At 71.5% G+C, this 26,191-nt stretch carries 27 protein-coding genes; 6 read left to right on the forward strand and 21 right to left on the reverse strand.

The window, feature by feature from the left end:
* Positions 1 to 10: 10 nt before the first annotated feature.
* From AB0N02_RS10105 to AB0N02_RS10160, 12 genes are all read right to left on the reverse strand, one after another.
* Positions 11 to 1,771, reverse strand: coding sequence for a hypothetical protein (locus tag AB0N02_RS10105; protein ID WP_363944545.1), 1,761 nt, complete (start codon positions 1,769 to 1,771; stop codon positions 11 to 13).
* Between the two features lie 142 nt (positions 1,772 to 1,913).
* Positions 1,914 to 2,129: a hypothetical protein gene (locus AB0N02_RS10110; RefSeq protein WP_363944547.1), complete on the reverse strand. Its 216-nt coding sequence runs from the start codon at positions 2,127 to 2,129 to the stop codon at positions 1,914 to 1,916.
* Positions 2,130 to 2,139: 10 nt separating this feature from the next.
* Positions 2,140 to 2,628, reverse strand: coding sequence for a hypothetical protein (locus tag AB0N02_RS10115; protein WP_363944549.1), 489 nt, complete (start codon positions 2,626 to 2,628; stop codon positions 2,140 to 2,142).
* Positions 2,628 to 3,092: a Pycsar system effector family protein gene (locus AB0N02_RS10120; protein WP_363944550.1), complete on the reverse strand. Its 465-nt coding sequence runs from the start codon at positions 3,090 to 3,092 to the stop codon at positions 2,628 to 2,630. Before AB0N02_RS10120 ends, AB0N02_RS10115 begins: the two co-directional genes overlap by 1 nt.
* On the reverse strand, positions 3,092 to 4,042 hold the full coding sequence (locus tag AB0N02_RS10125) for a DUF2637 domain-containing protein (RefSeq protein ID WP_363944552.1): 951 nt from the start codon (positions 4,040 to 4,042) through the stop codon (positions 3,092 to 3,094). Before AB0N02_RS10125 ends, AB0N02_RS10120 begins: the two co-directional genes overlap by 1 nt.
* A 73-nt stretch (positions 4,043 to 4,115) precedes the next feature.
* Complete coding sequence (locus AB0N02_RS10130) at positions 4,116 to 4,301, reverse strand: hypothetical protein (RefSeq protein ID WP_363944554.1); 186 nt, start codon at positions 4,299 to 4,301, stop codon at positions 4,116 to 4,118.
* Entirely contained in the window at positions 4,298 to 4,423 is a 126-nt protein-coding gene (locus tag AB0N02_RS10135) for a hypothetical protein (protein ID WP_363944556.1), read from the reverse strand. Before AB0N02_RS10135 ends, AB0N02_RS10130 begins: the two co-directional genes overlap by 4 nt.
* On the reverse strand, positions 4,420 to 4,635 hold the full coding sequence (locus AB0N02_RS10140) for a hypothetical protein (RefSeq protein ID WP_363944558.1): 216 nt from the start codon (positions 4,633 to 4,635) through the stop codon (positions 4,420 to 4,422). The genes AB0N02_RS10135 and AB0N02_RS10140 overlap by 4 nt, the downstream gene beginning before the upstream one ends.
* Positions 4,635 to 4,922 carry a hypothetical protein gene (locus tag AB0N02_RS10145; protein ID WP_363944560.1) on the reverse strand — a complete coding sequence of 96 codons (288 nt, stop codon included), beginning with the start codon at positions 4,920 to 4,922 and terminating at the stop codon, positions 4,635 to 4,637. The genes AB0N02_RS10140 and AB0N02_RS10145 overlap by 1 nt, the downstream gene beginning before the upstream one ends.
* On the reverse strand, positions 4,919 to 5,101 hold the full coding sequence (locus AB0N02_RS10150) for a hypothetical protein (protein ID WP_363944562.1): 183 nt from the start codon (positions 5,099 to 5,101) through the stop codon (positions 4,919 to 4,921). Before AB0N02_RS10150 ends, AB0N02_RS10145 begins: the two co-directional genes overlap by 4 nt.
* Positions 5,098 to 5,361, reverse strand: coding sequence for a hypothetical protein (locus AB0N02_RS10155; RefSeq protein WP_363944564.1), 264 nt, complete (start codon positions 5,359 to 5,361; stop codon positions 5,098 to 5,100). Before AB0N02_RS10155 ends, AB0N02_RS10150 begins: the two co-directional genes overlap by 4 nt.
* 28 nt (positions 5,362 to 5,389) lie before the next feature.
* Positions 5,390 to 5,635, reverse strand: coding sequence for a helix-turn-helix domain-containing protein (locus AB0N02_RS10160; protein WP_363944565.1), 246 nt, complete (start codon positions 5,633 to 5,635; stop codon positions 5,390 to 5,392).
* A 215-nt stretch (positions 5,636 to 5,850) separates the two neighbouring features.
* On the opposite strand from AB0N02_RS10160, the gene AB0N02_RS10165 reads away from it, so the two are divergent.
* Both AB0N02_RS10165 and AB0N02_RS10170 read left to right on the forward strand, forming a co-directional pair.
* A complete protein-coding gene (locus tag AB0N02_RS10165) occupies positions 5,851 to 6,591 on the forward strand; it encodes a GntR family transcriptional regulator (RefSeq protein ID WP_363944567.1) in 741 nt (246 codons plus the stop codon).
* A gap of 187 nt (positions 6,592 to 6,778) precedes the next feature.
* Positions 6,779 to 7,120, forward strand: a complete 342-nt coding sequence (locus tag AB0N02_RS10170) for a hypothetical protein (protein WP_363944569.1) — start codon at positions 6,779 to 6,781, stop codon at positions 7,118 to 7,120.
* A 4-nt stretch (positions 7,121 to 7,124) separates the two neighbouring features.
* Here the strand turns inward: AB0N02_RS10170 and AB0N02_RS10175 are convergent, their stop codons facing one another.
* Positions 7,125 to 7,769 carry a hypothetical protein gene (locus tag AB0N02_RS10175; RefSeq protein WP_363944571.1) on the reverse strand — a complete coding sequence of 215 codons (645 nt, stop codon included), beginning with the start codon at positions 7,767 to 7,769 and terminating at the stop codon, positions 7,125 to 7,127.
* Positions 7,770 to 7,945: 176 nt separating this feature from the next.
* Here AB0N02_RS10175 and AB0N02_RS10180 point away from each other — a divergent pair, with 176 nt between their 5' ends.
* The gene (locus tag AB0N02_RS10180; protein ID WP_363944572.1) at positions 7,946 to 8,353 is read left to right on the forward strand and encodes a GntR family transcriptional regulator; all 408 of its coding nucleotides are present in this window, start codon (positions 7,946 to 7,948) and stop codon (positions 8,351 to 8,353) included.
* Positions 8,354 to 8,953: 600 nt separating this feature from the next.
* On the opposite strand, the gene AB0N02_RS10185 is transcribed toward AB0N02_RS10180, so the two are convergent.
* From AB0N02_RS10185 to AB0N02_RS10195, 3 genes are all read right to left on the reverse strand, one after another.
* Positions 8,954 to 10,999 (reverse strand): glycosyl hydrolase family 18 protein, encoded by a 2,046-nt coding sequence (locus AB0N02_RS10185; protein WP_363944574.1) that lies wholly within the window; start codon positions 10,997 to 10,999, stop codon positions 8,954 to 8,956.
* A 346-nt stretch (positions 11,000 to 11,345) separates the two neighbouring features.
* Positions 11,346 to 12,800, reverse strand: coding sequence for an MFS transporter (locus tag AB0N02_RS10190; protein ID WP_363944576.1), 1,455 nt, complete (start codon positions 12,798 to 12,800; stop codon positions 11,346 to 11,348).
* 46 nt (positions 12,801 to 12,846) lie between these two features.
* Positions 12,847 to 13,911 (reverse strand): LacI family DNA-binding transcriptional regulator, encoded by a 1,065-nt coding sequence (locus AB0N02_RS10195; protein WP_363944578.1) that lies wholly within the window; start codon positions 13,909 to 13,911, stop codon positions 12,847 to 12,849.
* A 293-nt stretch (positions 13,912 to 14,204) separates the two neighbouring features.
* Between AB0N02_RS10195 and AB0N02_RS10200 the strand changes: the two genes are divergently transcribed.
* Positions 14,205 to 15,485 carry an ATP-binding cassette domain-containing protein gene (locus AB0N02_RS10200; RefSeq protein WP_363944580.1) on the forward strand — a complete coding sequence of 427 codons (1,281 nt, stop codon included), beginning with the start codon at positions 14,205 to 14,207 and terminating at the stop codon, positions 15,483 to 15,485.
* Between the two features lie 282 nt (positions 15,486 to 15,767).
* Here the strand turns inward: AB0N02_RS10200 and AB0N02_RS10205 are convergent, their stop codons facing one another.
* The 4 genes from AB0N02_RS10205 to AB0N02_RS10220 all read right to left on the reverse strand — a co-directional run bounded on the left by AB0N02_RS10205 (position 15,768) and on the right by AB0N02_RS10220 (position 21,156).
* The gene (locus AB0N02_RS10205; protein WP_363944582.1) at positions 15,768 to 16,400 is read right to left on the reverse strand and encodes an amino acid-binding protein; all 633 of its coding nucleotides are present in this window, start codon (positions 16,398 to 16,400) and stop codon (positions 15,768 to 15,770) included.
* Between the two features lie 94 nt (positions 16,401 to 16,494).
* Positions 16,495 to 17,796: a NosD domain-containing protein gene (locus AB0N02_RS10210; protein ID WP_363944584.1), complete on the reverse strand. Its 1,302-nt coding sequence runs from the start codon at positions 17,794 to 17,796 to the stop codon at positions 16,495 to 16,497.
* 118 nt (positions 17,797 to 17,914) lie between these two features.
* Positions 17,915 to 19,525: a glycoside hydrolase family 13 protein gene (locus tag AB0N02_RS10215; protein ID WP_363944586.1), complete on the reverse strand. Its 1,611-nt coding sequence runs from the start codon at positions 19,523 to 19,525 to the stop codon at positions 17,915 to 17,917.
* A gap of 386 nt (positions 19,526 to 19,911) precedes the next feature.
* A complete protein-coding gene (locus AB0N02_RS10220) occupies positions 19,912 to 21,156 on the reverse strand; it encodes a lipase family protein (RefSeq protein WP_363944587.1) in 1,245 nt (414 codons plus the stop codon).
* 351 nt (positions 21,157 to 21,507) lie between these two features.
* On the opposite strand from AB0N02_RS10220, the gene pulA reads away from it, so the two are divergent.
* Positions 21,508 to 24,297, forward strand: coding sequence for a pullulanase-type alpha-1,6-glucosidase (gene pulA, locus AB0N02_RS10225; protein WP_363944588.1), 2,790 nt, complete (start codon positions 21,508 to 21,510; stop codon positions 24,295 to 24,297).
* A 27-nt stretch (positions 24,298 to 24,324) separates the two neighbouring features.
* Here pulA and AB0N02_RS10230 read toward each other — a convergent pair whose 3' ends face one another.
* Positions 24,325 to 24,921 (reverse strand): putative glycolipid-binding domain-containing protein, encoded by a 597-nt coding sequence (locus tag AB0N02_RS10230; protein WP_363944590.1) that lies wholly within the window; start codon positions 24,919 to 24,921, stop codon positions 24,325 to 24,327.
* A gap of 220 nt (positions 24,922 to 25,141) precedes the next feature.
* Between AB0N02_RS10230 and AB0N02_RS10235 the strand changes: the two genes are divergently transcribed.
* Complete coding sequence (locus AB0N02_RS10235; protein ID WP_363944592.1) at positions 25,142 to 26,119, forward strand: alpha/beta hydrolase family protein; 978 nt, start codon at positions 25,142 to 25,144, stop codon at positions 26,117 to 26,119.
* The last annotated feature ends 72 nt before the right edge of the window (positions 26,120 to 26,191 follow it).

Below are 26,191 nucleotides of genomic sequence, written 5' to 3' on the forward strand. Positions count from 1 at the left end.
TCTCCTGCTCCTACTCGTCGTGGTATTCGCGCTCGGCCGGACGGGCGTGGCCCATGTCGCGGGTCACGTCGGCCAGGCCCTGGTGGCGGGCAGCTGCGTTCGCCCCTGCGACGGAGATCGCCTCCGCCGCGGTGGGAAGGGTGGACGCGATGGACTGCGCGGCGATTCGGATCGTGTCGACCAGCTCCATGAGCCCCAGCACGTCGCTTTCCAGGCTTCCGGGCACCTTCAGGTCGAGGATCTTCGCGCGGATGACCTCCAGGCGGGTCCTGAGCCGCTCGCAGCCGTCCGCGGCGGCCAGGGCCTCGGCGACGCCATCAGTGATCTCCGCGGCGGCATCCTCATCAGCCTCGATGACGTCGTAGATGCTCAGATCCACGTCGGCGTACTGCGTCGTGGTGCTGGCGAGTGTGCTCACGGGCGGTGGTCCTTCCTGTGGTGCGGGCGGCGGTGCGGGGTCGTCTACGGCGACCGGAGGCCCTGCGCCCAGCGCGGGCCGTCCCGTCGCGGGCGCCCCGGCGACCGCCTCCGGGTTCCGCGGCGGCGGTGGGTCCGGCCAGACCTGTTCGGCCGTCCACGTTGTCTCCTGGGTCGCCGCCCCGGGGGGCGGTCTCATGCCGCCGGGCCCTGGAGGAGGTGGGGGTGGAGGGGGCGGGGGCGGGGAGGTCTCCGTCTCTTCCTCCTCCGGCGCCTTTGGCTGCTCCTCCTGTTGCTGCTCCTGGTCGTCCTCGCCGGCGGCTGGCTGCGTCGCCTCGGCGGCCGGGTCAGCGGCGCGGTTCTTCCAGCGCTTCCACCAGCCGCCGAGGCGCTTCTTAACCTTCGAACCGCTCTTGCCACCGCTGCCGTCGTCGTCCTTGCCGGTGCGCTTCCAGCGCTTACGACTGCCGCCCTCGGCGGACCCCTTCTTGGGAGCCTTCCAGGTCAGCCGACGGCGGTCAGGCCGCTTGGCCGCCTCGGGCTTGGCAGCGTTGTCCTTGCCGGGCTGCTTGGGCTTCGGCGCCTGGCCGTTGCCCTTCTTACGGCGGAGCTTCTTCGCCGCCTCCCAGGCCGTCTTGCCGCCCTTGGCAGCCTTGGGGAGCGCCTTGCCGCCCGGGGCTTTCTTGTTGCCCTCCGGCCCCTTACGGGACCCGCCTCCCGGACCGCCGAGGCCCTTCCCGGACCGGGGCTTGGTGCCCGCGCCGCGGCCGGATGGACCGCCAGAGCGTGAGGACTTCGGGGAGCTTCCCTTCGGCGAGCTGCCCAAGGACTTCAGGCCCGAGGGGCTCTTGGGCCCCCCGCTCCGCGAACTCCGGCTACCACCAGCACCGGAGCCAGAGCCAGAGCCGCCGGACGACTTGCCCGCGCGGTCATGGCCCCGGTCCTTGCGGTCCTGTGCCCGCTGCCAGATCGCCCGCGCGGCGGCCACTCCGAGGGCCGTCAGCAGGGCGACCGCGACGGCGAGTGTCTCCCGCATGGTCGGGGCCTCGGGGTCCTCCGGGGCTGGCAGAACGAGCTCGCCGTCTCCGTCTCCCTGACCCTCGTCGTCGACGGGCACGGGCAGCGGCCCGCTGGGCGCGGGCAGCTCGGGCAGCGGGGGCCTCATGCCGGTGGGCGCCGGCAGGCTCAGCAGGGCGGTGGTGACCTCGTCGGCGGCGGGAGCGGGCGGGGCCGGGGGGAGCTCGGCCGGGGGCTGGGGGCGAGGGGCGGGGGGTAACGGCGGGGGCGGCGGAGGCGGTACGGTGCCCGCCGTCCGGGGCCGGAAGCTCACGACGGTGGCGTCGTCGTCGCTCATGACGCTCCTTCCGGTGTTGACGGATAGTGACGGCGGGCCGTACCCTCGCGCGCGCGTGCGCTCGCGCGCTCGCGAGCGCGCATAATGCGCGCGCGAAGGCCCCACGGCATGGTGATGATGATGAACATGGCGTCGGGCATGACTACTCGCTGTGGCGCTGGCAGTAGTTGCTGAGCGTCCGGGCAAGGTCGGCCCATGCCTCCTCGCCGCGGTCTCGGGCCACCTTCCGAGCCTGGTCCCACCAGAGCTCGGCGATCCCCTGCGGGCCACGGTCGGCCACCATCGCCTGGCGCTGCTCGGCGTGCCGCCTCTGGTTGTAGGCACGCCGCTCAGCAGAGTTCATCGGTCGCTGGCTCACAGGGCTCCTCTCACGCTGTCCGGTCGCGGCGCTCGTGAACGAGCTCCATAAAGTCCTTCTCGGCCGGGGCCGGGGCCGGGGCCGGTGCGCGGGGTTCGGCCCTCGGCACCGGCCGCCGAGCGGGAGCCGAGCCGCGGGTGAGGGCCGCCTGCTGCTGGGCGGCGGCGGCCTGCCTGGCCTCGGCGCGGGCGGCGGGAATCTCGTGGCGCTGTCTGCGGTGCTGGGCGGCGAGCTGGAAGGTCAGCTTCACCGCCTCCTCCAGGTGCTCCTGGAGCTTGGCGAACGGAGCGGTGACCCTGTAGTGCCGCCACCACGCCTCGAACGAGCCGTACCCGGCCGGCGGGTTCGCCCTCCACATCGCTTCGGCATCCCTACGGATCCGGGACACGTAGTCCACGTACTCCGTCAGGCCTGCCCGGAGCTGACCGGAGAACGCTTCCACCATCTCCGGGCGGTCCAGCATCTCCCCGGACCACCCGGGCGACGAAGATTCACTCATCAAAGGGTTCCTTTCAGCAGGGAGGCCAGGACAGCGGCGACCATCGCCACAGCCAGGGCGACCAGCAGCAGGTCCACCGCGCGCCGGATGAGCCGGTACTTGGTGCTGGTGAGCTGCGACAGGTGGACGAGCTCGGCGTACTGGGCGCGGGCGTGGTCGACGGCCTTGGTCGTGGCCAGCACCGTGGGGCTGCTGTCGGCGTGGGCGGCCCACCCGACGCCTGCCCCGGGGCGGGCCAGGGCGGGCCGGATGGCCAGCAGCAGCATGACCAGCGCGGCGGCCAGCAGGACGATGGTGATCCAGGTCGCCGCCTGCACCGGGGCGGCCAGGCGGCCAGCGCCGACGGCGGCCAGGCCGACGGCCACGCTCACCGCGGTGCCGACGAGTCCGGCCAGAGTCGCGGCCTTGCCGTCGGCGCGGCCGAGCTCGGCGCGCACGTTCGCGATCTCGGAGGTGGTGTCCATCACGCACCGCCCGCCGGGCCGTGACCGTTGACCGACACCGGCAGGCCGGTGCGGAGAAGCGTCTCCCGGTCGATGGGGTACTGGGCGAGCACCGGCGGGAACGCGTCGTACTCGTCCTCGTCGGCAGGATCCGCGGGGGGCTCGGCGTGCCGCTCGACGTCGGACCGGCTGGCGCCGTCCGCGGACGGTACCGAGGTCGGCTCGGCCACCGGCGCGGCGGCCTTGTGCTCCTGGCTTTCGGAGTCCGGCCCGTCGCCGTCGCGTGCCGCCTCCTTCAGGATGGACTCCACCCGGCTGCGCGGGATGTCGAACGCCCGCGCCAGGCCGCGGATCGACTCGCCCTCGGCACGGGCCGCGAGGATCGCCGCCTCGAGCGTGCGGGCGATCGGCGCCGGGGCGGCGGCCGGTTCGGCCACTTCCTCGACGGCCGGTTCGGGGTGGCTGACGGGCACCTCGTCGACCGTCTCGGTCACCGCTTCGGGCGCCGGGGTGTTCAACAGGGCGGCCATGCGGATCTGCCGCATCAGCAACTCGTATGAGCCGAGCACGGCCAGCGGCGGAATGGCGCTGACCAGGCGAGACAGTATGCCGCCGTTCCAGCCGTGCGCCACGTTGACCGCGAGGGTGACCAGGGCTCCGGCGAACAGCGCCACCCAGGCCAGCCATGGCGCGGGCAGGCGCCGACGCGAGCACATCAGGATGACCATCGACGCCATGAAGATCACGCCGTCGATCAGCAGCGGGTATCCGGCAGCCACCAGCCAGGGCTCGCCGGAGCCGCGGACGAGTTCGAAGGCGTGCCAGGAGGAGATGGCTGTACCGACGACGGCGACCATCACGATCGTCGCGATCGACCAGCCCCGGATGTGCCGGTCGCCGGCCGCCCGGCTGGAGGTGGTTCGGGGTGGCTCGCGGTCGGTGCTCAGCGCGGCCTTAGAGTTCTTCTTCACGGTCCTTCTCCTGCTGTTCGGTGGGGCGTGGATCGAGGTCCCGGGCCGCGGTGACGCGCGGCCCGGGACCGGCTCACTGGGCGGCCCGGTTGAGGGCGACCTTGGCGCGGGCGATCAGCCGCATGGCCTCCCGCCGCGCAAGGGCCTGGGCGTGGGTGGGCTCGGAGCCGGGCGCCCAGTCCGACCGAAGCTCGTCCTCGGCGTCGCCGAGCAGCCGGTAGGCGTTGCGGCGCATCTCCTCGAAGGTGGGCAGGCTCATCGAGTGCTCCTGTCGGTGGAGTCGTCCTGGTCGTCGTCCTGCGCGGTGGAGGGCTGGACCATCGCGGAGTCCAGGGCGTTGAGTGCGGTGAGGGTGACGGCGAGCCGCTCGGCGGGCGTCACCGCTTCTCCTCCGTCACCAGATGCAGGGCGGCGGCCCGCGCGGCGCGCTCCCGGCGGATCCGCTCGACCTGCTCGGCGGTGTACGGCTCGCTGCCGGACCCGGCCGGGTCGGGGTGGTAGAGCAGAGCCTCGAGCTGGGTACGGGCGGTCTGCTCGTCGAGGGCCACCACTGTGCGGCGGCCGCAGTCGGTGTCGAACGTGAAGCGCGCCATCACGCCTCCCCGAGCAACGCGGCGGCGGCAACGAGGGCCTGGCCGAGTTCGGGGTCGAGGCCACGGCTGATCAGTATCTGGCCGAACTGTTTGGCCTCTTCGGCTTCCAGGAACGCGGCGCCGGCCCCTGGGGAGGAGATGGCGACGCGGGGACCTTTCAGGGTGGAAGCGATGAGAACCCGTACGGTGGTGGGGATGCTGCCGTTGTCGAGTTCGGCGACGGTGTGGGCGTGACGGTTACTGGTGTCGGTGTGGCCCTCGCACCAGGCCGGGCAGCGGGCGGTCACTTCGCACCTCTGGCCCGACACTTGGCGCACGGGGTCTTAGCGTTGGTGCGGACGCCGTGCTCGCAGTGGGAGTCCTCGTCGAGGATCCGGTCGTAGGCCTTCCAGACGCTCTTCGGCTCGCCCGACGGCGTGCGCTGGACCTTGCCGGTGCCGTGGTACCGGCCGAAGAAGGCGCTCATGCCGCCACCGCCGTCCTGGCCGCAGCGACCAGCTCCAGTCCCGCACGGAAACGGGCCTCCGCCTGGTCGAGGGTCAGCTCGTCGAGGGTGACCACCGAGCCGTGGGCGAAGAGCCTGGGGCCGTCGTCGGTGTCACTCAGGTAAACGTCGGCGAAGGGGACGGCCGCCCGGCGGCGACAGAAGCCGTCTTCGGGATGGGCGGCGTGCTGGTGATCGGTGCACCACGGCTGACAAGCCGGGGTGAGAGTAGGGTGGAGCACGATTCCTCCTGTTAGGGCAGAGCAGGGATCAGGGCTCGTCCGGTGTGGCTGCACCGGCGGGCCCGTTCTCGTTCTGGGCGGGAATGGTCGGCAGACCCAGCAGGGTGTACACGTCGGCTCGGCGGAAGATGAGCACTCGCCCGCCCGGGTTCCGGCGGGCCGCGAGCTTCCCCTCACGCACCCAGACCCTGACGGTCTCCTCGTCGACCTCGCACAGTTCGGCGACCTCAGGGACCCGCATCAGCGGGGACTGGGCGACGGGGTAAGCGCGCACAAAACACCTCCAAATCGGAATCGGACATAGGGCGGGCAAGGACTAGGCGGCCCAGCAGATGGCGTTTGACCACCCCCCAGGACCGCTCTAGTGCAGACGGTACATGCGCACTAGAGCGCCGTCTAGCGGGTCACCCCGATTTCCCGTACGAATGCTTCAGCGTCTAACCTGGATGTGTACTAGTGCGCTGTCCGATTTAGATAGGAGGGCCGGGAATGTCGCCCGAGGTCACCCGCTCTGACCCGCCGTACATTCAGATCGTCCGACACATTCGAAGCCAGATCATTTCCGGCGAGCTCAAGGGGGGAGACTCGGTTCCCTCCACCCGCCAGATCATGAAGGACTGGAATGTGGCCATGGCCACCGCCAGCAAGGTAATTACTTCACTTCGAGCAGAGGGCTTGGTCGTCGCCGTCCCCGGGCGGGGAACGGTCGTCAGCGAGGCTGAGTCCATCCAGACTCCCCGCGACCGCGTCATGTCCATACGGCGCACCGGTCGCATCTACCCGCCCACCGAGCACGCCCGCATCACCGCCGCCGAACTCGCCCCCGCCCCAGCACAAGTCGCTGACGCGCTCGGCATCGAGGCTGGCGTACCCGCGATCCGACGGCACCGGGTGACATACCGAGGGGACACGCCTATCTCGGCGAGCACGTCATGGTTCGATGGCGCGCTGGCGGAGGTCGCTCCGAGCCTGCTGGAGACTGGCCGACTCGTGCAGGGCACACCGGCGTACATCGAGGAAACGACCGGGCGCACGCTGGCATCGGGCCGCGATCAGCTGCGTGCAGCGGCAGCCACCGAGCAGGAAGCAGCAGATCTGGACATCGAAGTCGGGGCTCCAGTGCTGAAGGGCCGGAATTGGATCTATGACTCGGACGGAAATGTCGTCGAGTACGGCGAGTACGTCGCTTCCGAGACGCGATGGAAGTCCTACGACTACACGATCACCTGAAGGCCCCCGCTCACTGCAGGGCTTTCTCTGAAGGCCCCGGCTTCGGCCGGGGCCTTTCGCATGACGGCCGCCGCCTCCCGACGTACGGTCAGGCCATGACTGAGGACGAGAAACCGATCTGCGACACCTGCATGGGGGCGCAGGGCGAATGGGTCGATCGCAACGGCACCGGCCCGAAGCAGTCGGTATGGGTGCCCTGCGGGGCCTGTCAGGGGACGGGTCGGTCATGACCGACCCCATCGCCTGCCCGGAGTGCGAAGGCCGCCGCGGGCAGCAGCTCGGCGGCCTGTTCCTGGCGTGCCGATTCTGCGGCGGTCGCGGCCAGGTCGGGGGCGAGCACGAGCCCGCCGAACGCGGCGGCGACCGGGAGCCGCCGCCCCGGCCGGCCGCATGGGAGCACCGGGTGTGGAGTGATCCGGCGGTGGCGGCCGTGCTGCCGTGCCGGTACTGCCTCGGCGCGCGGACCGTATCGCACATCGACCAGGAGTCCCGCCGGATGACGGCGACGGCCTGCCCCGCCTGCGCGTGATGGGTCAGGCGCGCATCCAGTTACCGCACCCCTCGCTGGTGAACCCCTCTCCCCTCCCCAGCGTCACCGTCACCCCTCGAGGCGCGTTCTTCACGAAGTCGTTGGCGATGGTCGCGCCGCCGCCTGTCGAGCGCTCCCAGTAGCAGTCGGTCACTCGGCCCGGCGTGGTCCGGTAGGTGCCGGGCTTGATGTCCTTGCCGACTTCGTAGGTGCCGTCTGCGAATCCTCCCTTCGCTTTCTGCAGGAGGGGCAGGTACTTCGGGCACAGATGCTTGATGGCTGCCCCGTAGTCCTCGTCGTCGTCCAGGTCGTTCTCGATGATCGCGTCCAGGGTCGGCGGCCCAGTGAAGTCGTAGCTGGAGCTGTAGTCGCCTTCGGTCTCGTCGTCCTGACCGCAGGCCACACGCCCTTCCTGAAGGAGCGACGGGTCGAAGGTGATCGTCCCGTTCACGTCGGGCTTGTTTCCGAGGGCCTTGAGGTAGTCGATCTCTTGCGGAGTCAGAACCGTCTCGCTCGGCGTCGGCGTCGGCGAGCTGGCCGAGGTGGGCTGCTCGAGGGGGACGGTGGGCGAGGTGGCTGACGCGACGGCCGGCGCTCTGGAGCATCCGGCAAGCAGAGCGATCAGGACGAGGGGGGCGGTTCTCCGCATAGTGACTCCTGGTGAGAATCTGAGGGCGGAGAGTGGACCCTTGACGTCGTGTGCCGGTTGTCGCAGACCGAGCGAAACCCGATCAGGACGGCAACCTGTCTATACACCTGTCTAGGGCACGCTGTAGACCGGTATGCATAGGTAGGGGCAACTCGACTCCCCCATACGGTCGCCCCGTGCGCGAGATCGATCATCAATCCGAGGTCCCGGTCTACCGCCAGGTGGCCGCCGCCATCCGGGACGACATCCAGGCGGGCCGGTTCCGGCCGCGGCGCCCTTTGCCGTCCGAGGTGCATCTGCAGCAGGAGTTCGGGGTGGCACGGGATACGATCCGGCGGGCGATCGGCCACCTCGCCGAGCTCGGCCTGGTGCGCACGGTCCCCGGCCGGGGGACGTTTGTCCGGGCGCTGGAGGTGAGCGTGGTGGAGATGGAGCCGGGGATGCGGATCACCGCGCGGCCGGCGAGCGAGGCGGAGCAGGCGACGCTGGAGCTCGCCGAGGGTGTGTGGGTTCTGGTGGTGGAGCGGCCCGGCCGGGAGCCCGAGGTGCTCCCCGGGGATGCGGCGGAGATCCGGGTGGAGTAGGGCAAGGGCCCCTGCTCTGGAATAGAGCAGGGGCCCTTGCTTGGCTGTGAGGCGAGGGCGACTCCCCGTCACAGCCGGATGTCGCGACTTTACGTGATGCCCGATATGCGGTCTACCCCTTGGTGGATATCGGTCTGGCCATCTGTCTACCCGGCGCGGTGATCCACCGTTTCATGATCGTGCGCATCTCGTGCGCAACGATCTTGAAAAACGCTGGTTCACGGTGACTCACGCTGACAGATGACGTGTTGCATAACTGCTGGTCAGAGGCTAGATCGAACCTCTGACCAGCGCGCTCTCAAAATTGACGTGCTCTGGGGCTACGAGCACGTCAAGCTGCGCAACGTGGCCGGGTACCGCGAGTCCGCCCAGCTCCTCCTCGCCCGGCTGGCCAAGTCCTGACCCGGGTCCAGGGCGGGGCGGGGAGAGCGGCCACCGCGTTCCCCGCCCCCGGCTCCCGGACCCACCGGTTCCCGGCCCGCCCCGCGCCCCGGCGTGAGAGGGGAGGGCCCGGCGGGACGCGACAGGGGCCGCCGCACCGGATCGGGTGCGGCGGCCCCTGCCTCTTGTCGTGCCGGTTCCGCCGGGTGGCGGCTTCCGTCAGGCGATGGTGAAGTCGTCGGCGTAGACGTTGCCCTGGCCGTACCAGCCGTGGACGGCGATCTTCACCGTTCCGGAGGATCCGGTGGTGAAGGTCAGCGACACCTGGCTCCAGCCGTTGGAGGAGGTCCAGGTGCTGCCGGTGGCACCGCCGGAGACGTTGAGGAAGGCGAAGTTGCCCTGGACCCAGGCCTTCAGCGTGTAGCTGCGGTTGGGGGCCAGGGTCACCGACTGGCTGCACTCACCCGTCTGGCTGCCCGTCGCGGCGACCTGCAGCGAGTGGGTGCCGGAGTGGGCCGGCGTACCGGTCACCGCGCTGCCCGACTGGCAGGTCCAGGGGCTGAGGCCGCCGGACTCGAAGCCCGGGTTGGCCACCGTGCCGCCGGGGGTGCCGTTGATCGTGAGGTTGTAGGTCGCGGTGTGGGTGCCCGAGGGCGCCGTGCCCGTCACGGTGACGGCGTAGGTGCCCGGCGCCGCGGCCGAGGTCGTTGCCAGCTGCAGCGTCGAGTTACCGCCCGCAGTGACCGAGGCGGGGTTGAACGTCGCCGTCACACCCGACGGCAGACCCGTCGCGGTGAGGTTGACCGTCTGCGCCGAACCGCTGACGACCGCGGTGTTCACCGTCGTCGTCGCCGTCGCACCCGCGTCCACCGAACCCGACGACGGAGACAGCGCCAGCGAGAAGTCACTGCCCGGCGTGCCGTTGATCTTGAGGTTGTAGGTCGCGGTGTGGGTGCCCGAGGCCGCCGTGCCCGTCACGGTGACGGCGTAGGTGCCCGGCGCCGCGGCCGAGGTCGTGGCCAGCTGCAGCGTCGAGTTACCGCCCGCGGTGACCGAGGCGGGGTTGAACGTCGCCGTCACACCCGACGGCAGACCCGTCGCGGTGAGGTTGACCGTCTGCGCCGAACCACTGACGACCGCGGTGTTCACCGTCGTCGTCGCCGTCGCGCCCGGGTCCACCGAACCCGACGACGGGGAGACCGCCACCGAGAAGTCGTTGGCCGGGGTCTGGCCGCTGGTGAACGGGGCGAACGCCTGGCTGAAGTACCAGGTGCTCTGCTCGATGCCCGAGCAGTCGTCCCGACCGCCGGTTCCGGGGCAGCCGCCGTTGTCGCGCTGGAGCGCCCAGAACGACAGGAAGGCGAGACCCTTGCTCGTCGCCCAGTTCAGGACCGGGGCGGCGTCGGCGGTCTTGAACGTCTCGGCGGGACCGAAGTCGTCGATGCCGATCATCTCGGTGACGCCGATCATGTTCCACAGCTGGGTCGACGTCTTGCTCGGGTAGAGCTGCGCCAGCTGGTCGTGCAGGCCGGTCGCCGCGGTCTGCGTGTCGGTGGCCATGTTGTGGCTGGCGTTGTCGTAGTAGTCGAACGTCATGAGGTTGACGACGTCGATCTTGGCGTTGTTGGAGACCGCGTTCCGCAGCACGGCCAGGCCGCTGTCGGCGAGGCCGCTGGTCGTCGTCGGCAGCGTGTAGGAGAACTGGACGGTCTTGCCGTTGGCCGCGGCCCAGTCCTGGACCTGCTTGATCGCCTTGTTGCGGCGGTCGATCCCGGCGCTGTTGTTCAGCGAGTTGTCCTCGATGTCGAGGTCGATCCGGGTGACGCCGTAGGTGTTGATGACGTTCTCGAAGACGGTGGCGATCGAGTTGACGTTGGTGCAGCTGTCGGCGATCTCGGTGCCGGTGTTGTCGGCCGTGTAGCCGCCGAAGGACGGGATGACGTCGCCGCCCGCGGCCCGGATCTTGTTGATGGACGCGCCGAACGTCGAGGAGGAGATCGGCATGCTGGTGTCGCCGTTCCAGTAGGCGGTGCACGACCCCTTGGTCGCGGCCTGGAGGAACGCCATGGTCAGGTACTTCGCACCGGACTGCTGGGAGAGCGTCGCCGGGTCGTCACCGGTCCACGCCTCGAAGTAGGGGGCGAAGACGCGGCTGGGCAGGGGTGCCGCCTGCGCGGCGGTGCTGTTCACCACGGTGAAGCCGAACGCCGTGGCGGCGGTGACGAGCGTCGCCAGACCGGCGCGCAACGTCGTGCGTAGTCGCATGAAGACTCCCGTAACAGAAGTCAGGCGGGGATCACTCGGGTCCCGGCCGGAGGGGGGGTGGCACATCGGCCGGACGGTCGCCACTGCCGATGCGTGCTTCAACGGAGAGCTGTACGAACTGGATGAAACAGGGTGCGGATCCGCGTGTGACCAATGGTTGGATCAGCGCTTCCTTTTGTCAAGTTTCTTAACAATTCCCGCTGGAAAGATTCTTAACAGTTTCGGCGACCCCGCCCCCGGCCCGCCTCGCGCGGTCCGTCTCCGGGCTTGAGAGCCGAGGGACGCGAGGGGACGCCGGGGGACGCGAGGGGACGTGAGCACCGGGAACACGGTGAAAACGGCGGAGCTAGGCCGCCTTGACCGCCGACAGCGGCGGGGCGACGTCCTCCAGCGAGGTGCGCTCGGCCCTGACCCCCAGGAAGATCGTGACGATCCCCGCGGCCACCATCATGGCGGCGGCGAACAGGTAGCCGTAGAACAGCCTCGTCGGGTCCGGGTGCCGCTGGTCGCCGATCAGGGCGCCGAAGAGAACCGGGCCCAGCGCGCCGAAGGTCTGGGCGATCGCGAAGAACACCGCGATCGCCAGGGCCCGGATCTCCAGCGGGAACAGCTCACTGACGGTGAGGTAGCCGGAACTGGCCGCCGCGGAGGCGATGAAGAAGATGACCGCCCACAGCAGCGTCTGGGTGGTCGCGGTCAGCACGCCCTCCTTGAACAGCCAGCCGGTCACCGCCAGCAGGAGACCGGAGACGACGTACGTGGAGGAGATCATCGGCTTGCGGCCGACGGTGTCGAAGAGGTGGCCGAGCACGAACGGGCCGAGCAGGTTGCCCAGGGCGAACAGGAACAGGTACTTCGAGGCGTCCGAGGCGCTCACGCCGTAGAACTGCGAGAGCACCAGCACGTAGGTGAAGAAGATCGCGTTGTAGAGGAAGGACTGGCTGATCATCAGGGTGGCGCCGAGGACGGAGCGCTTCGGGTAGTCCCTGACGATCACTCGCAGCACGTCGCGGTAGGAGACCGTCCCGTGCGGCCGGATCTCGATGGCCCTGGCCGGGTCGATCGGCGGCGGCTCGTGTCCCGAGGCGAGCACGTGCTCCTCGATCACCGCGACCGCCTCCTCCGCCTCCCTCTCCCTGCCGTGCATGACCAGCCAGCGCGGGCTCTCCGGCAGGTGCCGCCGCAGCCCCCAGATCGCCAGGCCGAGCAGCGGGCCGATGATCAGGCCCAGCCGCCAGCCCAGGTTCACCGGCAGCAGCCGGGGGTCGAGCAGGATGTAGGTGGACGCGGTGCCGATCATCGCGCCGAGCCAGTAGGTTCCGCTGACCGCCAGGTCGACCCGGCCCCGGTATCTCGCCGGGATCAGCTCGTCGATGGCCGAGTGGATCGCGGCGTACTCCCCGCCGATGCCGGTCCCGGCGACGAACCGGAACAGCAGCAGCCACCAGTAGCTGAAGGAGAGCGCGGTCAGGCCGTTGGCGACGAGATAGACGCCGAGCGTGAAGATGAAGAGCCTGCGCCGCCCCAGCCTGTCGGACAGCCGCCCGAACACCAGCGCGCCGGCGACCTCTCCGAGCAGGTAGACGGTCGCGGCCAGCCCCACCTGCGCCGAGGTCAGCCCCAGGGTCCGGGTCTCCCGCAGGACGTCGCCGACGGCGCTGGAGATCGTGATCTCCATTCCGTCCAGCACCCAGGCCACGCCGAGCGCGACCACCATCTTGGTGTGGAACCGCGACCACGGCAGCCGGTCGATCCGCGCGGGAACGAGGCTTGTGATGTTCCCCTGCTCCGATGCCCCCATGACAACCCAGGGTAATCGAGCGACTACACCGATCCCGGCCGGGGCGCTAACGGTTCACGAGCGGGCCCGAGCCGGTCGAGCGGCGCACGACCAGCTCGGGCTGGAACATCAGCTCGACGTGCCTGCCCCCGGTCCCGTTGATCTCCTCCAGCAGGGTGGCCACGGCGGCCGAGGCCATCGCCCCGATGGGCTTGCGGACGGTGGTCAGCGGCGGATCGGTGAAGGCGATCAGCGGTGAGTCGTCGAACCCCACGACCGAGACGTCGGCCGGCACGGAGAGACCCCGGTCCCGGCAGGCCCTGATCGCCCCCAGCGCCATCAGGTCCGAGGCGCACACGATCCCCGTGCACCCCCGCTCCAGCAGCCGCGCCGCGGCCGCCTGGCCGCCCTCGACCGAGAACAGCGAGTGCGAGAGCAGCTCGTCGATCTCCGTGGCCCCCAGCAGCTGCGCCATCGCCTGCCGGTAACCCTCGATCTTGCGGATCACCGGCACGAACCGGCGCGGCCCGAGGGCCATGCCGATCCGCTCGTGCCCGAGATCCACCAGGTGCTGCACCGCCAGCCGCGCCGCCGCCCGGTCGTCCGGCGAGATGAACGGCGCGTCGATCCGGTCGCTGTAGCCGTCGAGCAGGACGATCGGCAGCCCCCGGTCGACCAGGCGGGTGTAACGCTCCACGTTCGCCGTGGTGTCGGCGTGCAGCCCGGAGACGAAGACGATGCCGCTGACCCCCCTGTCCATCAGCAGCTCGGTGAACTCGTCCTCCCGCGCGCCGCCGGGCAGCTGGGTGCACAGCACCGGGGTGTAGCCGTGCTGGGTCAGCGCCTTCTCGATCGCCTGGGCGAAGGCGGGGAAGATCGGGTTGTCCAGCTCGGGGGTCACCAGCGCGACCAGCCCGTTGCTGCGCTGGCGCGAACGCTGCGGGCGCTCGTAGCCCAGCACGTCCAGCGCCGCCAGCACCGCCTGCCTGGTGACCACGGACACGCCCGGCCTGCCGTTCAGCACCCGGCTGACGGTGGCCTCGCTCACCCCCGCCTGCGCGGCGATGTCGGTCAGCCTGATGCCCGCGCCGTCGGGGCGAGGCCGGGAGATCCGCGTCAGTTCACCGTCCATCAAATGCACCCCACCACGTGGCCGGGCGGGGCGCAAGGCAGAGCACGCCGGGCCCCGGAGTGAAAGTCACTCCCGAAACTTTTCGCAAACTGTAACACCCTGGGCCCACTGTCACGATCAGCACCTGAACCCTGTCATCTTGTTGTTCAGCTGCTCACGGATGGTGGAGAAGTGATCAGTAGATGCGCGATTTCTGATGACATCTATGGACACACAGGCAAGTGTCACGATGTACTACCTCATCAATCACACGGCTGGATCCGGGCGGCGGAGTCCGGGAGGAACGAGCGCGCATGAGTACCGTCGTCCTCGACAATGTGACAAAGGTCTACCCCGGGGGGTACCTGGCGGTCGACCGCATCAGCCTGCGCGCCGAAAACGGGGAGTTCCTCGTCCTGCTCGGACCTTCCGGATGCGGAAAGTCCACGTTGCTCCGGATGGTCGCGGGACTGGAGGAGATCACCTCGGGGGACCTGTGGCTGGGCGGCAGCCTCGCCAACGACCTGCCGCCCCGTGACCGCGACGTCGCCATGGTCTTCCAGAACGGCGCGCTCTATCCGCACCGCACGGTACGCGGCAACATGGCCTTTCCGCTCGAGATCGCCAAGGCCGACCCCTCACTTGTCAGGGAACGGGTGACCGAGCTTTCGAAGGCGCTGCACATCGACGACACCCTCGAACGCCGTCCTGGAACGCTCTCCGGCGGTCAGCGCCAGCGCGTCGCGATGGGCCGGGCGATCGTCCGCCAGCCCTCCCTCTTCCTGATGGACGAACCGCTGTCCAACCTCGACGCGGGCATGCGCACCGAGATGCGCATGGAGATCTCCTCACTGGTCCGGTCGCTCGGCGTGACCACGATCTACGTCACCCACGACCAGGTGGAGGCCCTGACCCTGGCCGACCGCATCGCCATCATGAACCGCGGCGTGCTCCAGGACCTCGGCACCCCGGGCCAGGTCTACAACGACCCGGCCACCGCGTTCACCGCCGCCTTCCTCAGCTCCCAGCAGCTCAACCTGCTGGCCGCGACCGTGCGCACCCCGCAGAACCAGTTCATCCTGCTGGACTTCGGCCCGCACCAGATCACCGTTCCTTGGACCGATCCCAGGGCCTACGCGATCTCCCAGCACGTCGGTCGCCAGATCATCATCGGCCTGCGGCCCGACTGTCTCGCCCCGGTGCCCGAGACCTTCGAGGGACCCGTCTTCTTCGGCCGCGTCCGGGCGCTGGAGTATCACGGCCACGAATGGCTGGCCTACGTCGAGAGCGGCGTCCAGTCCGTGGCCGTCCCCGAGCCCCCGGACCCCCGCCACAACGCGCACAACCTGGCGGCCTCCGGTGGCGGCCGGGCCATGGCCGCTCTCCGCCGCCTGCTGCCGGGCGGCTCCTCACGGGCCGAGCCGGAGCAGCAGCAGGAGCAGGTCGGCGGCACCCACCGCCGGGCCGATCTCATCGTCCGCCTCGGCGCGCGGCCCGTCTGGCGGGCCGGTGAGGCCGCCCGCGTGGGAGTCGACACCAGCCGTCTGATGCTCTTCGCCCTCGACGGCTCCCGGATCGACCCGCCGCACCGCTGAGACCGCCGGTCCGCCGAGTTCACCGCGCCGCCGAGAGCCCCGTACCGCCGGCGCCGCCGGACCTCCGGAGACGCCCTCCGGAACGGCCCCCGGCGGGGCCACGACGGTTGTGGGACGCCCCGCCTCGCAGGGGGCCCGGCATGCGGCCCGGGACCGCAGAAGGAACCTCGGATCGCTTCGGCGTGCCTGCGCGCGAAAGCTCCGGCGCGCCCCCGCACGCCACCGCACGCCACCGTGCGGGACGCGTGCCACCTGCGGGACGCGTGCCGGCCCGCGCGGCTCTCAGCGGCCGAGGATGGAGACGATCTCCACGACCCGGATCGCGCGGTCCAGCTCGGCCCGGTGGAACGACGGCCCCTCCGTGCGGGCGAGGACCAGGTGGAGACTCGCGCCGGGGACCGGAAGGCTCATGAAGCGGTGGCGGCCCGCGCTGAGGGCCGCGGGACGCAGGGACGTGAGGTCCGCCGCCCGCACCCCGGACAGGCCCCCGTCCTCGTCGAGGGAGTGCGGAGCCTGCCAGCTGCGGTGGACGAGTTCGCCGCTCTCGGTGGAGACGGCGACCGCCCACTCGGCGCTCACCAGGTCGGGTATGGCGTCGACCAGGGTGGCCAGGGCCCGTCCCGGATCCGAGACGACATGCCTGAGCAGGTCGTAGTCGGGAGCGGCCCCGGGGATCTCACGGGTGGGCCAGACGGCCTCGACGCGGATGCCGGGGACCGCCGACAGACGGTCCCGGAAACCCTCGGCGTCGAATGTCCCGGGCCAGGAGAGGGTGAAGTCGTCCACGACCCGCCCCGCCTCGCGTTCCAGCACCGTCAATTGGAGAATGTCGGCGCCCAGCGTGCCGAGCACCCGGGCCACCTGGCCCAGGGCGCCGGGTCTGTCGGGGAAGGACACTCTCAGCCGCAGCATCATCGTCGATCACCTCTCTCTGGACACAGGGTGTCTTAGACAGGTTTCACGAAGGTTCCGGGGAGATGTCCAGGATAAGACCTTAAGTGCGGAAAGCTTAGCTCTGGTAGGCGCCCGCGTCCGGGGTCACGGGCATCGGATTGCCCGCCAGATCGCGGATCGGGGTGCCGCCGTACCACTCCGAGCCGAGCCGAAGGCCCCGGCCCAGCGCCGGGGAGCCGGGGCGCAGGCGCAGGTCGTCGTCGCTGCGGAAGAGGGGGTCGGCCACCACGGACTTCGGGCCGAGCCGGAACCTCCGGGACCTGCCCTGGTAGACGCTGCCGCCCTCGTCGGCGCCCTTGCCGTCCTCGAACCCCATCTCGCCGCCGACCACGATGACGTTGTTGCGCAGCTTGAGGATGGCGGGCGAGCAGCCGTCGTGGCAGGACCAGCCGATGGTGTCGCGGGCGGGCAGGTAGACGGAGTTCTGCACCGCGACGGTGCCGAGCACCGGGCCGACCGCGTGGCGGGCGCCACGGGTGACCAGGAAGGAGCCCCGCTTGCGGGAGGAGGTCACCACGTTGCCGGCGAACACGTTCCCGGTGGCGGTCTTGCCCTTCTCCGCCCCCAGCTCGACGAAGGTCTCGTTGTCGCGGGCGATGTTCCGGGTGACCCGGTTGCGATCGCCGTTGAACACCTCGACGGCCGCGCCGTCGGTGACGTAGTCGTGGCTGGCCGCGTAGCTGCCGGTGATCACGTTGCCGGTGACGAGGTTGTCGTCCCCGTTGAGCAGCACGCCGAAGGCGCCGGAGTCGTTGTCGCCGCCCTCGTCGTTGACGCTCATCCGGTCGTTGCGGGTCAGCACGCTGTTCTTGACGACGTTGTGGGCGCCCATGACGTGCACGCCGCTGACGTTGCGGTCGGCCAGCACTCCGTCCAGCTCGTTGCGGTCGCCCGCCACCGCGAACCCGGCCCACTGGCAGTTGCTCGCGCGCACCCCGGTGACCCGCACGTAGGAGCCGCTGATCACCACGCAGTCCGCCTCGGTGCCGCCGATCTTCGGGGCGGGGCCCTTGCCGTACGGCTCGACGGAGACCGGCCGGGAGGCGGTGCCCTTGGTGTCGAGGGTCAGCGGCCCGTTCCAGCTGCCGCCCCGTTTGAGCCGCACGACGTCGCCGGGGCGCAGCCTGGTGGTGTTGACGTTGTCCAGCGAGCGCCACGCCTTCGCCTCCGAGGTGCCCGGCGCCGAGTCGTCCCCCGCCTTGGAGTCGACGTAGTAGACGGCACCGGCCCTGTTCCCGGTGCCCCCGGCGGCCCCGGCGGGCGCCGGGACCGCGACGAGCAGCCCGCCCGCCGCGAACACCGCCAGGGAGGGAACGGTCCATCGCGGGCGGGTCGGCTCCATGGGGGTACGCTCCATCGCTGGGAAGATCAGCTGGTCAGCGCAGATCCTGGCACACCGGGCTTCCGCCGGGCCATCCGGGTGACCATTCCACGGCGAACCGTTACAACTCTTTCACCGGTTCAGAGGATTGCCTTCACCCGCGTTCCCACCAGACCGCGGAGTCGGGAGCGAGCCGTACGGTGCCGCCCTCGACGACCGGCTCGGCGCTGGCCAGCAGGATCCGTCCCGGGCTGGGCATCTCGACCGGCTCCCCGGTCAGGTTGAGGGTGCAGGCGAACCCCTCGCCCCGGGTGAAGGTCAGCGTGCCCGCGGGAGAGTCCAGCCAGGCCAGCGGGGCGTCGCCGAAGGAGCCGCGGTCGCGCCTGATCCGCAGCGCCCGCCGGTACAGGTTCAGCGTGGAGCGCGGATCGGGCAGCTGCTCCTGGACGCTGAGCGGGCCCCACGAGGACGGCATGGGCAGCCAGGACTCCTCGATGCCCGGCAGGCTGAAACCGAAGTGCGGCTCGACGTCGGTCCAGGGAACAGGCACCCGGCAGCCGTCCCGGCCCGCGTCGGGGTCGCGCAGCCGCTGGGGGTCGCGCAGGAACTCCTCCGGCAGGTCGAGGACCTCGGGCAGGCCCAGTTCCTCGCCCTGGTAGAGGTAGGCCGAGCCGGGCAGCGAGAGCGTCAGCAGCGCCGCGGCGCGGGCCCTGCGCAGACCGGTCTCGCCGCCGCCGTAGCGGGTGACGTGCCGTTTGACGTCGTGGTTGGACAGCACCCAGGTGCTGGGCGCGCCGACCAGCCCGGCCGTGGCCAGCGACTCCTCGATCACCTGGCGGAACAGGGCCGCGTCCCAGGGGGTGCCGAGGAAGTGGAAGTTGAAGGCCTGGTGCAGCTCGTCGGGACGGACGTAGTCGGCCAGCCGCCGGGGGGACGGCGCCCACGCCTCGGCGACGCCGATCCGCTCGCCGGGGTAGGAGTCGAGCAGCCTGCGCCAGGCCCGGTGGATCTCGTGGACGCCGTCCTGGTCGAAGAAGGGGACCACGTCGGTGCCGATCATCCGGACGTGGTCGGCGTGGCCGACGTCGGGCAGCCCCTCCGCCTTGACCATGCCGTGCGCCACGTCGATCCGGAAGCCGTCGACGCCCAGGTCGAGCCAGAACCGCAGGATCGACTCGAACTCCGCGTGGACCTCGGGGTTGTCCCAGTTCAGGTCGGGCTGCTCGGGGGCGAACAGGTGCAGGTACCACTCGCCGTCCGGCACCCGGGTCCAGGCGCGCCCGCCGAAGATCGACTCCCAGTCGTTCGGCGGCAGCGACCCGTCCTCGCCCTTGCCCGGCCGGAAGATGTAGCGTTCCCGCTCGGGAGCGCCCGGGCCTGCGGCCAGCGCCTGCCGGAACCAGGCGTGGCGGTCGGAGGTGTGGTTGGGCACGACGTCGACGATCACCCGGAGGCCGTGCCGGTGCGCGTCGTCGATGAGGGCGCGGGCGTCGGCCAGCGAGCCGAAGATCGGGTCGACGTCCCGGTAGTCCGCCACGTCGTAGCCGAAGTCGGCCATCGGCGAGGTGTAGAACGGGGTCAGCCAGAGCGCGTCGACCCCCAGGTCCGCCAGGTAGCTCAGCCTGCTGCGCACGCCCAGCAGGTCGCCGATCCCGTCGCCGTTGCCGTCGGCGAAGCTGCGCACGTAGACCTGGTAGATCACCGCCTCGCGCCACCATCGGGTGGCGGTCTGGCGGGGCTGGTCCGTACGGACGAGCTCGGTCATATCGGTCCCCCGATCGAGTGATGTGTCAGGACGTGACAGCAGGGCGGCGAACGCCCGGCACACGCCGCCCTCCCGCCGGAGGAGAGCGGCGAGAGGGTACGAAGTACGCCGGACGTTACGCGGACGCGAACCGCGGTGGAAGAACTTGCTGCAAGAGTCTGCAAATTTGTTACAAGAAAAGTCAATGAAGCACCCCCTCGTGCCCCCAGGTCAGCCGGGCGGCGCCGCGAAGGCGCCGGGCAGACGCCGCGGAAGTGCCGCGAAGGTGCCGGGGAGGTGCTGTGGAGGTGCCGGGGAGGTGCCGGGGAGGTGCTGTGGAGGTGCCGCCCGCCTGGAGCGCGCGAGGGCGCCGTCCGTCGCGCCGGGACGACGGACGGCGCGCTCCGTCAGCAGGTGCTCGCCGGCGTCCTTCCGGCGCGCAGGGCGTTGACGAACTCCAGGGCGTCACCGAAGGAGGCCGCGACCGCGGCCCGGTGGTCGGCCCCCTGGTAGACCCGGTAGTCGACCTTCTTGGCCTTGGCGCACATGGTGCCGACCAGGTGGTCGGTCGACTGCTTCGACACCAGGGCGTCGTCGGTTCCCTGGGCGACGAGGGTGGGCACCCGTACCGCGATGCCGGCCGGTTCCTGCGTCTGCAGGTACCGCGTGAGCGGCCCCAGGTCCGCGCCCTGCGCGAAGACGTTGTTCACCGGGATCGTCGCGGCCACCTCCCGGATCTGGGCCAGGCAGCCCGTCCTGCCCGCCGTGAGCAGGGGCTTGGCCTCGGGCGTCAGCAGCGCGTCGGGGACGACGGCCGGGTCGGCGGCGGAGGCGCCGATGAGAAGGGTGGGCAGGAAGGCCAGCGCGGCCTGGGCGCCCGGGCCACCGGCCTGGATGTACGGCGCGGTCTGGCTCAGCCCCATCCCGCCGGGCGCGATGGCCACCGCGCCCAGCAGTCTCACGTCGCGGCGCGTGTTCTCCGTCGCGGCCGAGAACAGCGCCGCGTGACCGCCCTGGCTGTGCCCGATCGCGAACCAGTCTCGGCCGACCCCGTGGTCCAGCCCGCGCGCGGCGCGCACCATGTCCAGCACCGTGTTGGCGGCGCTGCGGCCGTTCATGTACGGATGCTCGCCCGGCGTGCCGAGTCCCTCGTAGTCGGTCTGCACCACGGCGAAGCCGCGCGCCACCCAGGCGTCGAGCGTCCGGTCCATGAGCGACAGGTAGTCGTGGACGGGTCCGGCCGGGGTGTCCGCCGACGGCGCGCACACGTCCGCGGTGCCGGTCGTGCCGTGCGCCCAGCTGATCACCGGCCATCCTCCGGCGGGCGGCCGTGTCCTGGGCAGCGACACCGTCCCCGAGACCGCGATGGGCCTGCCCCTGGCGTCCTCGGAGACGTAGGTCACGAGCCGGTTGCGGGCCGCGCTGGGAAGGGCGGCGGCGCCGGTCAGCGGGCGGACGGACAGGAGACTGCCGCGCGGGCCGTGGACGGCGGTCTTCGCCGCGGGTGCGGGCACGGGCGCCGCCGAGGGCCCGGCGTCCGCGCTCGCGGCGCCGGCCGTACCCGTGGTGGCCGTCACCGTGACGGCGGCGAGGGCGGCCAGTGCCAGCGCGACCGCGCGCCTGCGGCGTGGGGGGTTCGTGGGGGGATGCATGGGCGCTCCTTAGATCACGAGTTGTCGTCGTCAACCGTGTGCCGGGCGGCCTTCCCGTGTCCAGCCTGCCATCGCGCCCGCCCCGGCCGGGACGCCGGGACCGGTGGAGACGACGGGCACCGGGGGACGGGCGCCCCGGCCTGGGGGTGATGGCGGCACGGGCCGCTCCGTCCCGGGCCCGCCGCCGGAAAGTTCACGATCTCTCAGGCGGGGAACGACGAGGACAGGGGACCGTACCTGCGGGGATGACGTGGCCGCTCCCACCGGGCGGGCCGCCCCGCTCCAGTCCGAGCGCCAGGATGGAGGCGAAAGCCCGCTTCCACGGCCCCTTGACCGAGGGGGACCAGGAACGTGAGCCGCATCACCCAGGCAGACGACGCCAAGGACAGACCGGACGGCCGGGCGCCGGATCCGGCCGCCACCGCCCGCGGCCGCCGCAGGGCGGCCACCGGAGGCGGTGCCGTGGACGGTGCCCCGCCGCGGCCGGACGCCCCGCCGCGCCCGCACCGCCGCGCCGGGAGCGGGCCGGCCGAGGCGGCAGCGCACTGGATCGACCGGAACACCGTCGCCTGGCGGAGCGAGCCGGCCGAGGGCCTCGACCACTGCCTGGCCTTCTCCGAGACGGGCGAGGCCACCGGCCCGGACGGGGAGCTGAGCGGCGGCGCCCGGATCATCCGCCTGGTCCCCGGCGCGCTCACCGACGCGCAGCGGGCCAGATGGCCTCACCTGGCCGGGCACGCGGCCTTCACCCTCGACCCCCGCGACACCGGCCTCGTCGGCGGGGCGCTGCGCGGCCAGGTGGTCGCCGTACGGCGGGACGCCTCGGGCGCGACCCGGGCCGTGACCGGCGTGCAGCTTCCCGGCGTGCTCGACGACGTCCACGCCGGGGCGGTGGAGGCCGAGCTCGGCCCGGTCTGGCACGGGAGGACGCCGCGGCTGTCGGTCTGGGCGCCGACCGCGCGGAAGGTCGAGCTGGCGCTGTACCCGAGCCCCAGGGGCGGGGACCGTACCGTCCACGGGATGCGGCGCGACGACAGGACGGGCGTCTGGTCGGCGCGGGGCCTGCCCTCGTGGAAGGGGCGCTACTACACCTTCCTGGTCACGGTGTACTCCCCGGCCGCCGGGACGGTCGTCGTCAACGAGGTCACCGACCCTTACGGTCTCTCGCTGGCCGCCGGCTCCGCCCGCAGCCAGCTGGTGGACCTCTCCGATCCGGCGCTGCGGCCCGACGGCTGGTCCTCGCTGTCCAAGCCCCCGGCCGTCTCCCAGGCCCGGGCGTCGATCCACGAGCTGCACGTGCGCGACTTCTCCGCCTCCGACCTCTCCGTCCCGCCCGGCCTGCGCGGCACCTACGCCGCCTTCACCCTCGACTCGGCGGGGATGAGGGAGCTGCGCGGGCTCGCCGAGGACGGCCTGACCCACGTGCACCTGCTGCCCGTCTTCGACTTCGCCACCGTCCCCGATGTCGGGGCCGACCGCGCGGAGCCGGACCCGGACCTGGCCTCGATGCCCCCCGACTCCGAGCTGCAGCAGGACAGCGTCGCCCGGGTCGCGGCCGGGGACTCCTTCAACTGGGGCTACGACCCGCTGCACCACACCGTGCCCGAGGGCTCCTACGCCTCCGCCCCCGACGGGCCCGCCAGGATCAGGGAGTTCAGGCAGATGGTGGCCGGGCTGAACGGGGCCGGGCTGCGGGTGGTCATGGACGTGGTCTACAACCACACCTACGCGGGCGGGCAGGACCCCCTCTCGGTGCTCGACCGCATCGTGCCCGGCTACTACCACCGGCTGCTCGACGACGGCACGGTGGCCGACTCGACCTGCTGCGCCAACACCGCGCCCGAGCACGCCATGATGGGCAGGCTGGTGGTCGACTCCGTCGTCACCTGGGCCCGCGAGTACAAGGTGGACGGTTTCCGCTTCGACCTGATGGGCCACCACCCGAAGGCCGGCATGCTCGCGGTCCGCGCGGCCCTGGACGGGCTCACGCTCGCGGAGGACGGCGTGGACGGCCCGTCGATCATCCTGTACGGCGAGGGCTGGAACTTCGGCGAGGTCGCGAACGGCGCCCGTTTCGAGCAGGCGACCCAGTTCGCCATGGCGGGCACCGGGATCGGCACGTTCAGCGACCGGCTGCGCGACGCGGTGCGCGGCGGCAGCCCGTTCGACGCCGACCCCGGGGTACAGGGCTTCGGCTCCGGCCTGGCGGGCGCGCCCAACGGGTCGACGGCCAACGGCACGGCCGAACAGCAGCTGGCCAGGCTCCTGCACTACCAGGACCTGATCAAGGTGGGTCTCTCCGGCAGCCTGCGCGACTACACCTTCATCGCCTCGGACGGCAGGTGGGTCACGGGCTCGGAGGTGGACTACAACGGCTCCCCCGCCGGATACACCGCCGCCCCCGGCGAGGCCGTCAACTACGTGGACGCCCACGACAACGAGACGCTGTTCGACGCCCTGGCCTACAAGCTGCCGCGTTCGACGACGATGGCCGCCCGGGTGCGGATGCAGACGCTGTCGCTGGCCACGGTCGTCCTGGGCCAGGGCACCTCGTTCGTGCTGGCCGGCAGCGAGCGGCTGCGCTCGAAGTCGTTCGACCGCAACTCCTACGACTCCGGAGACTGGTTCAACCGCCTGCTGTGGGACTGCTCGCAGGGCAACGGCTTCGGCGCCGGTCTGCCGCCCCGGGCCGACAACGAGGGCAAGTGGCCCTACGCCAGGCCGCTGCTGGCCGATCCCGCCCTGCGGCCCGGCTGCGCGGCGATCCGCTCGGCGCGGGCCCGGTACGGCGAGCTGCTGAGGATCCGCTCCTCCTCCCCGGTCTTCTGGCTCGGCTCCCTGACCGAGGTGCAGAGGCGGCTGAGCTTTCCCACCTCCGGCACCGGCGAGCTCCCGGGGGTGGTGACCATGCACCTGGACGCCTCGGGCGCCGATCCGCGCTGGAGGTCGGTGACCGTCGTCTTCAACGCGACCCCCGGCACGCGGACCCAGACGGTGGCGGAGCTGGAGGGCGCCGAGGTGGAGCTCCACCCGGTCCAGGCGGCCTGTGGCGACCGTGTCGTGAAGCGGTCGGGCTTCGACCCGGCCACCGGGACGCTGAGCGTCCCGGGGCGCACGGTGGCGGTCTTCGTGTGCCCTTGACCGGGCGGCCGTCGCGAAGACCGCCGGTCACCGCGCGGGCGAGGACGGGCGGTCGCCGGTCATCAGCCTGGCCAGCCCCGGATAGTCGGTGACGATCCCGTCTTCGTCGAGGGCGAGGTCGGCGCTGAGATCCTCGCTCTCGAAGCGCACGCTGCCCGCGGCGAGGTGGGTGTAGCGCCGGGGGTGGCGGACCACGTGCAGGTGCGGCACCCGGACCAGGGCCGTGACGAGGTCCATCCGCCCCTCGCAGACGGCCAGCCCGTGGCGGAGCACCGGCATGCTGTTCGTCAGCGGCGACAGCCCGAGGTCGCAGTCGAGCGCGCCGTTCAGGATGTTCATGTCCCCGCCGGGCGACGGCCCCTCCAGGCGCCCCTCCTCCTTGGTCTCGCACGACCAGGCGCCGTGGGCGGAGCGGCGCAGATCGAGCGCCCGGTGCCAGCCTGCGCCGTGAACCCGTACGGACAGCAGCTCGGTCACGTAGCCGGGGAGGGTGCGCAGGGTGTACTCCAGCCGGTAGGGCACGGGGTCGGTGCCGATGGCCACTCCGACCGCGGTCAGCTCCGCCCCGAGGTTCACCTCGGCGTACTCGGCGCCGCCCTCCTTCATCCACACGAGCCCACGCATCGCCGCCCCCTTCGCCCGCTTCCGCTCCCGCCCCCGCGAGACGGCCCGGCGGCACCGATCTACCCAGGCAGGCCCGCGCGAACCGTCGCGCCGGCCGGGAACACCCGCCGCCGGGCCGTACGGAAAGGCGGGCCGGACGGACGGGAAAGGCGGCCCGATCCGGCCCGCCACGCGGGTCCGGCGCTTCCGGTGGTCGCCAAGACCCGACAGGATTGACCGTGTGAACCGCACAGCCACACGTCTCGGGATCCTCCTGGCCGCCGGAGCAGCGGTGGTGGCCGTACTCCTGGCCCTGCTGATGCCTTTCTCCTCCGGGCAGACGCCACGCGATCCCGGGGGCCCCGGCGACGACCTCACGCGGAACGTCCAGGTCAACCGGCTGAGCGAGCGCGATCACGTGCTCACGGTCGACTCCCCCGCGCTGGGGCACGAGGGCATGGTGCGGGTGCTGCTGCCCCGGGACTGGCGGCCCGGCTCGGGCCCGTGGCCGGTGCTGTACCTGCTCAACGGGTGCTGCCACGCCGAATACGACGCGTGGGCCACCCAGGGGGAGGCCGCCAGGCTCACCTCGCCCTACCCGGCGATCGTGGTCATCCCCGAGGTGGGCGAGGTCGGTTTCTACTCCGACTGGCGGGACGGGCCCGGCTGGGAGACCTTCCACCTCACCGAGGTCCGCCGGATCCTCGAGCGCGACTACGGCGCCGGGGACCGGCGGGCCGTGGCGGGGCTGTCCATGGGCGGGCTGGGCGCGATGTCCTACGCGGCCCGCCACCCGGGGATGTTCCAGGCGGCCGCCTCCTTCTCCGGCGTGCTCAACACCCTCGACGGCAACGGCGGTGTCGACTGGCTGCTCGGCCAGTACGACGAGGACTCCACCGACCTGTGGGGCCCGGCCGGCGACCCCGCGTGGACCGCGCACAACCCCGCCGACCTCACCGGGAAGCTGCGCGGGATACGGCTCTTCGTCTCCTGCGGGGACGGCTCCCCCGGGCCGCTCGACCCCGCGGGCGCCGCGCAGGACAGGGGCGAGGCCTCCCTGCTCCGCCAGGCCGAAACCTTCGCGGACCGGGTCCGGGTGAACGGCGGGCAGGTCGTGACCGACTTCTACGGGCCGGGCACGCACAGCTGGCCGTACTGGCGGCGCGGGCTGGAGCGCGCGCTTCCCATGCTCATGGAGTCCATCGGCGCCAGGGTCTGACGTCTCCGCGGCCGAAAGCGTCAGGCGCTCCGCGACCCTCCCCATGTTGGAGCTCCCGGTGATCCGGAAAGT

The sequence above is a fragment of the Streptosporangium sp. NPDC051022 genome (assembly GCF_040683035.1).
Classification (GTDB): Bacteria; Actinomycetota; Actinomycetes; order Streptosporangiales; family Streptosporangiaceae; genus Streptosporangium.

Bases quoted from the DNA above. Each gene is read 5' to 3' on its own strand.
- AB0N02_RS10190 (WP_363944576.1), bottom strand. From the start codon at position 12,800: ATGGGGGCATCGGAGCAGGGGAACATCACAAGCCTCGTTCCCGCGCGG.
- AB0N02_RS10170 (WP_363944569.1), top strand. From the start codon at position 6,779: ATGGGTGCCCTGCGGGGCCTGTCAGGGGACGGGTCGGTCATGACCGAC.
- AB0N02_RS10120 (WP_363944550.1), bottom strand. From the start codon at position 3,092: ATGGACACCACCTCCGAGATCGCGAACGTGCGCGCCGAGCTCGGCCGC.
- AB0N02_RS10165 (WP_363944567.1), top strand. From the start codon at position 5,851: ATGTCGCCCGAGGTCACCCGCTCTGACCCGCCGTACATTCAGATCGTC.
- AB0N02_RS10140 (WP_363944558.1), bottom strand. From the start codon at position 4,635: ATGGCGCGCTTCACGTTCGACACCGACTGCGGCCGCCGCACAGTGGTG.
- AB0N02_RS10220 (WP_363944587.1), bottom strand. From the start codon at position 21,156: ATGCATCCCCCCACGAACCCCCCACGCCGCAGGCGCGCGGTCGCGCTG.
- AB0N02_RS10230 (WP_363944590.1), bottom strand. From the start codon at position 24,921: ATGCGTGGGCTCGTGTGGATGAAGGAGGGCGGCGCCGAGTACGCCGAG.
- AB0N02_RS10195 (WP_363944578.1), bottom strand. From the start codon at position 13,911: ATGGACGGTGAACTGACGCGGATCTCCCGGCCTCGCCCCGACGGCGCG.
- AB0N02_RS10210 (WP_363944584.1), bottom strand. From the start codon at position 17,796: ATGGAGCGTACCCCCATGGAGCCGACCCGCCCGCGATGGACCGTTCCC.
- AB0N02_RS10150 (WP_363944562.1), bottom strand. From the start codon at position 5,101: ATGAGCGCCTTCTTCGGCCGGTACCACGGCACCGGCAAGGTCCAGCGC.
- AB0N02_RS10215 (WP_363944586.1), bottom strand. From the start codon at position 19,525: ATGACCGAGCTCGTCCGTACGGACCAGCCCCGCCAGACCGCCACCCGA.
- AB0N02_RS10200 (WP_363944580.1), top strand. From the start codon at position 14,205: ATGAGTACCGTCGTCCTCGACAATGTGACAAAGGTCTACCCCGGGGGG.
- AB0N02_RS10130 (WP_363944554.1), bottom strand. From the start codon at position 4,301: ATGAGCCTGCCCACCTTCGAGGAGATGCGCCGCAACGCCTACCGGCTG.
- AB0N02_RS10105 (WP_363944545.1), bottom strand. From the start codon at position 1,771: ATGAGCGACGACGACGCCACCGTCGTGAGCTTCCGGCCCCGGACGGCG.
- AB0N02_RS10115 (WP_363944549.1), bottom strand. From the start codon at position 2,628: ATGAGTGAATCTTCGTCGCCCGGGTGGTCCGGGGAGATGCTGGACCGC.
- AB0N02_RS10175 (WP_363944571.1), bottom strand. From the start codon at position 7,769: ATGCGGAGAACCGCCCCCCTCGTCCTGATCGCTCTGCTTGCCGGATGC.
- AB0N02_RS10205 (WP_363944582.1), bottom strand. From the start codon at position 16,400: ATGATGCTGCGGCTGAGAGTGTCCTTCCCCGACAGACCCGGCGCCCTG.
- AB0N02_RS10185 (WP_363944574.1), bottom strand. From the start codon at position 10,999: ATGCGACTACGCACGACGTTGCGCGCCGGTCTGGCGACGCTCGTCACC.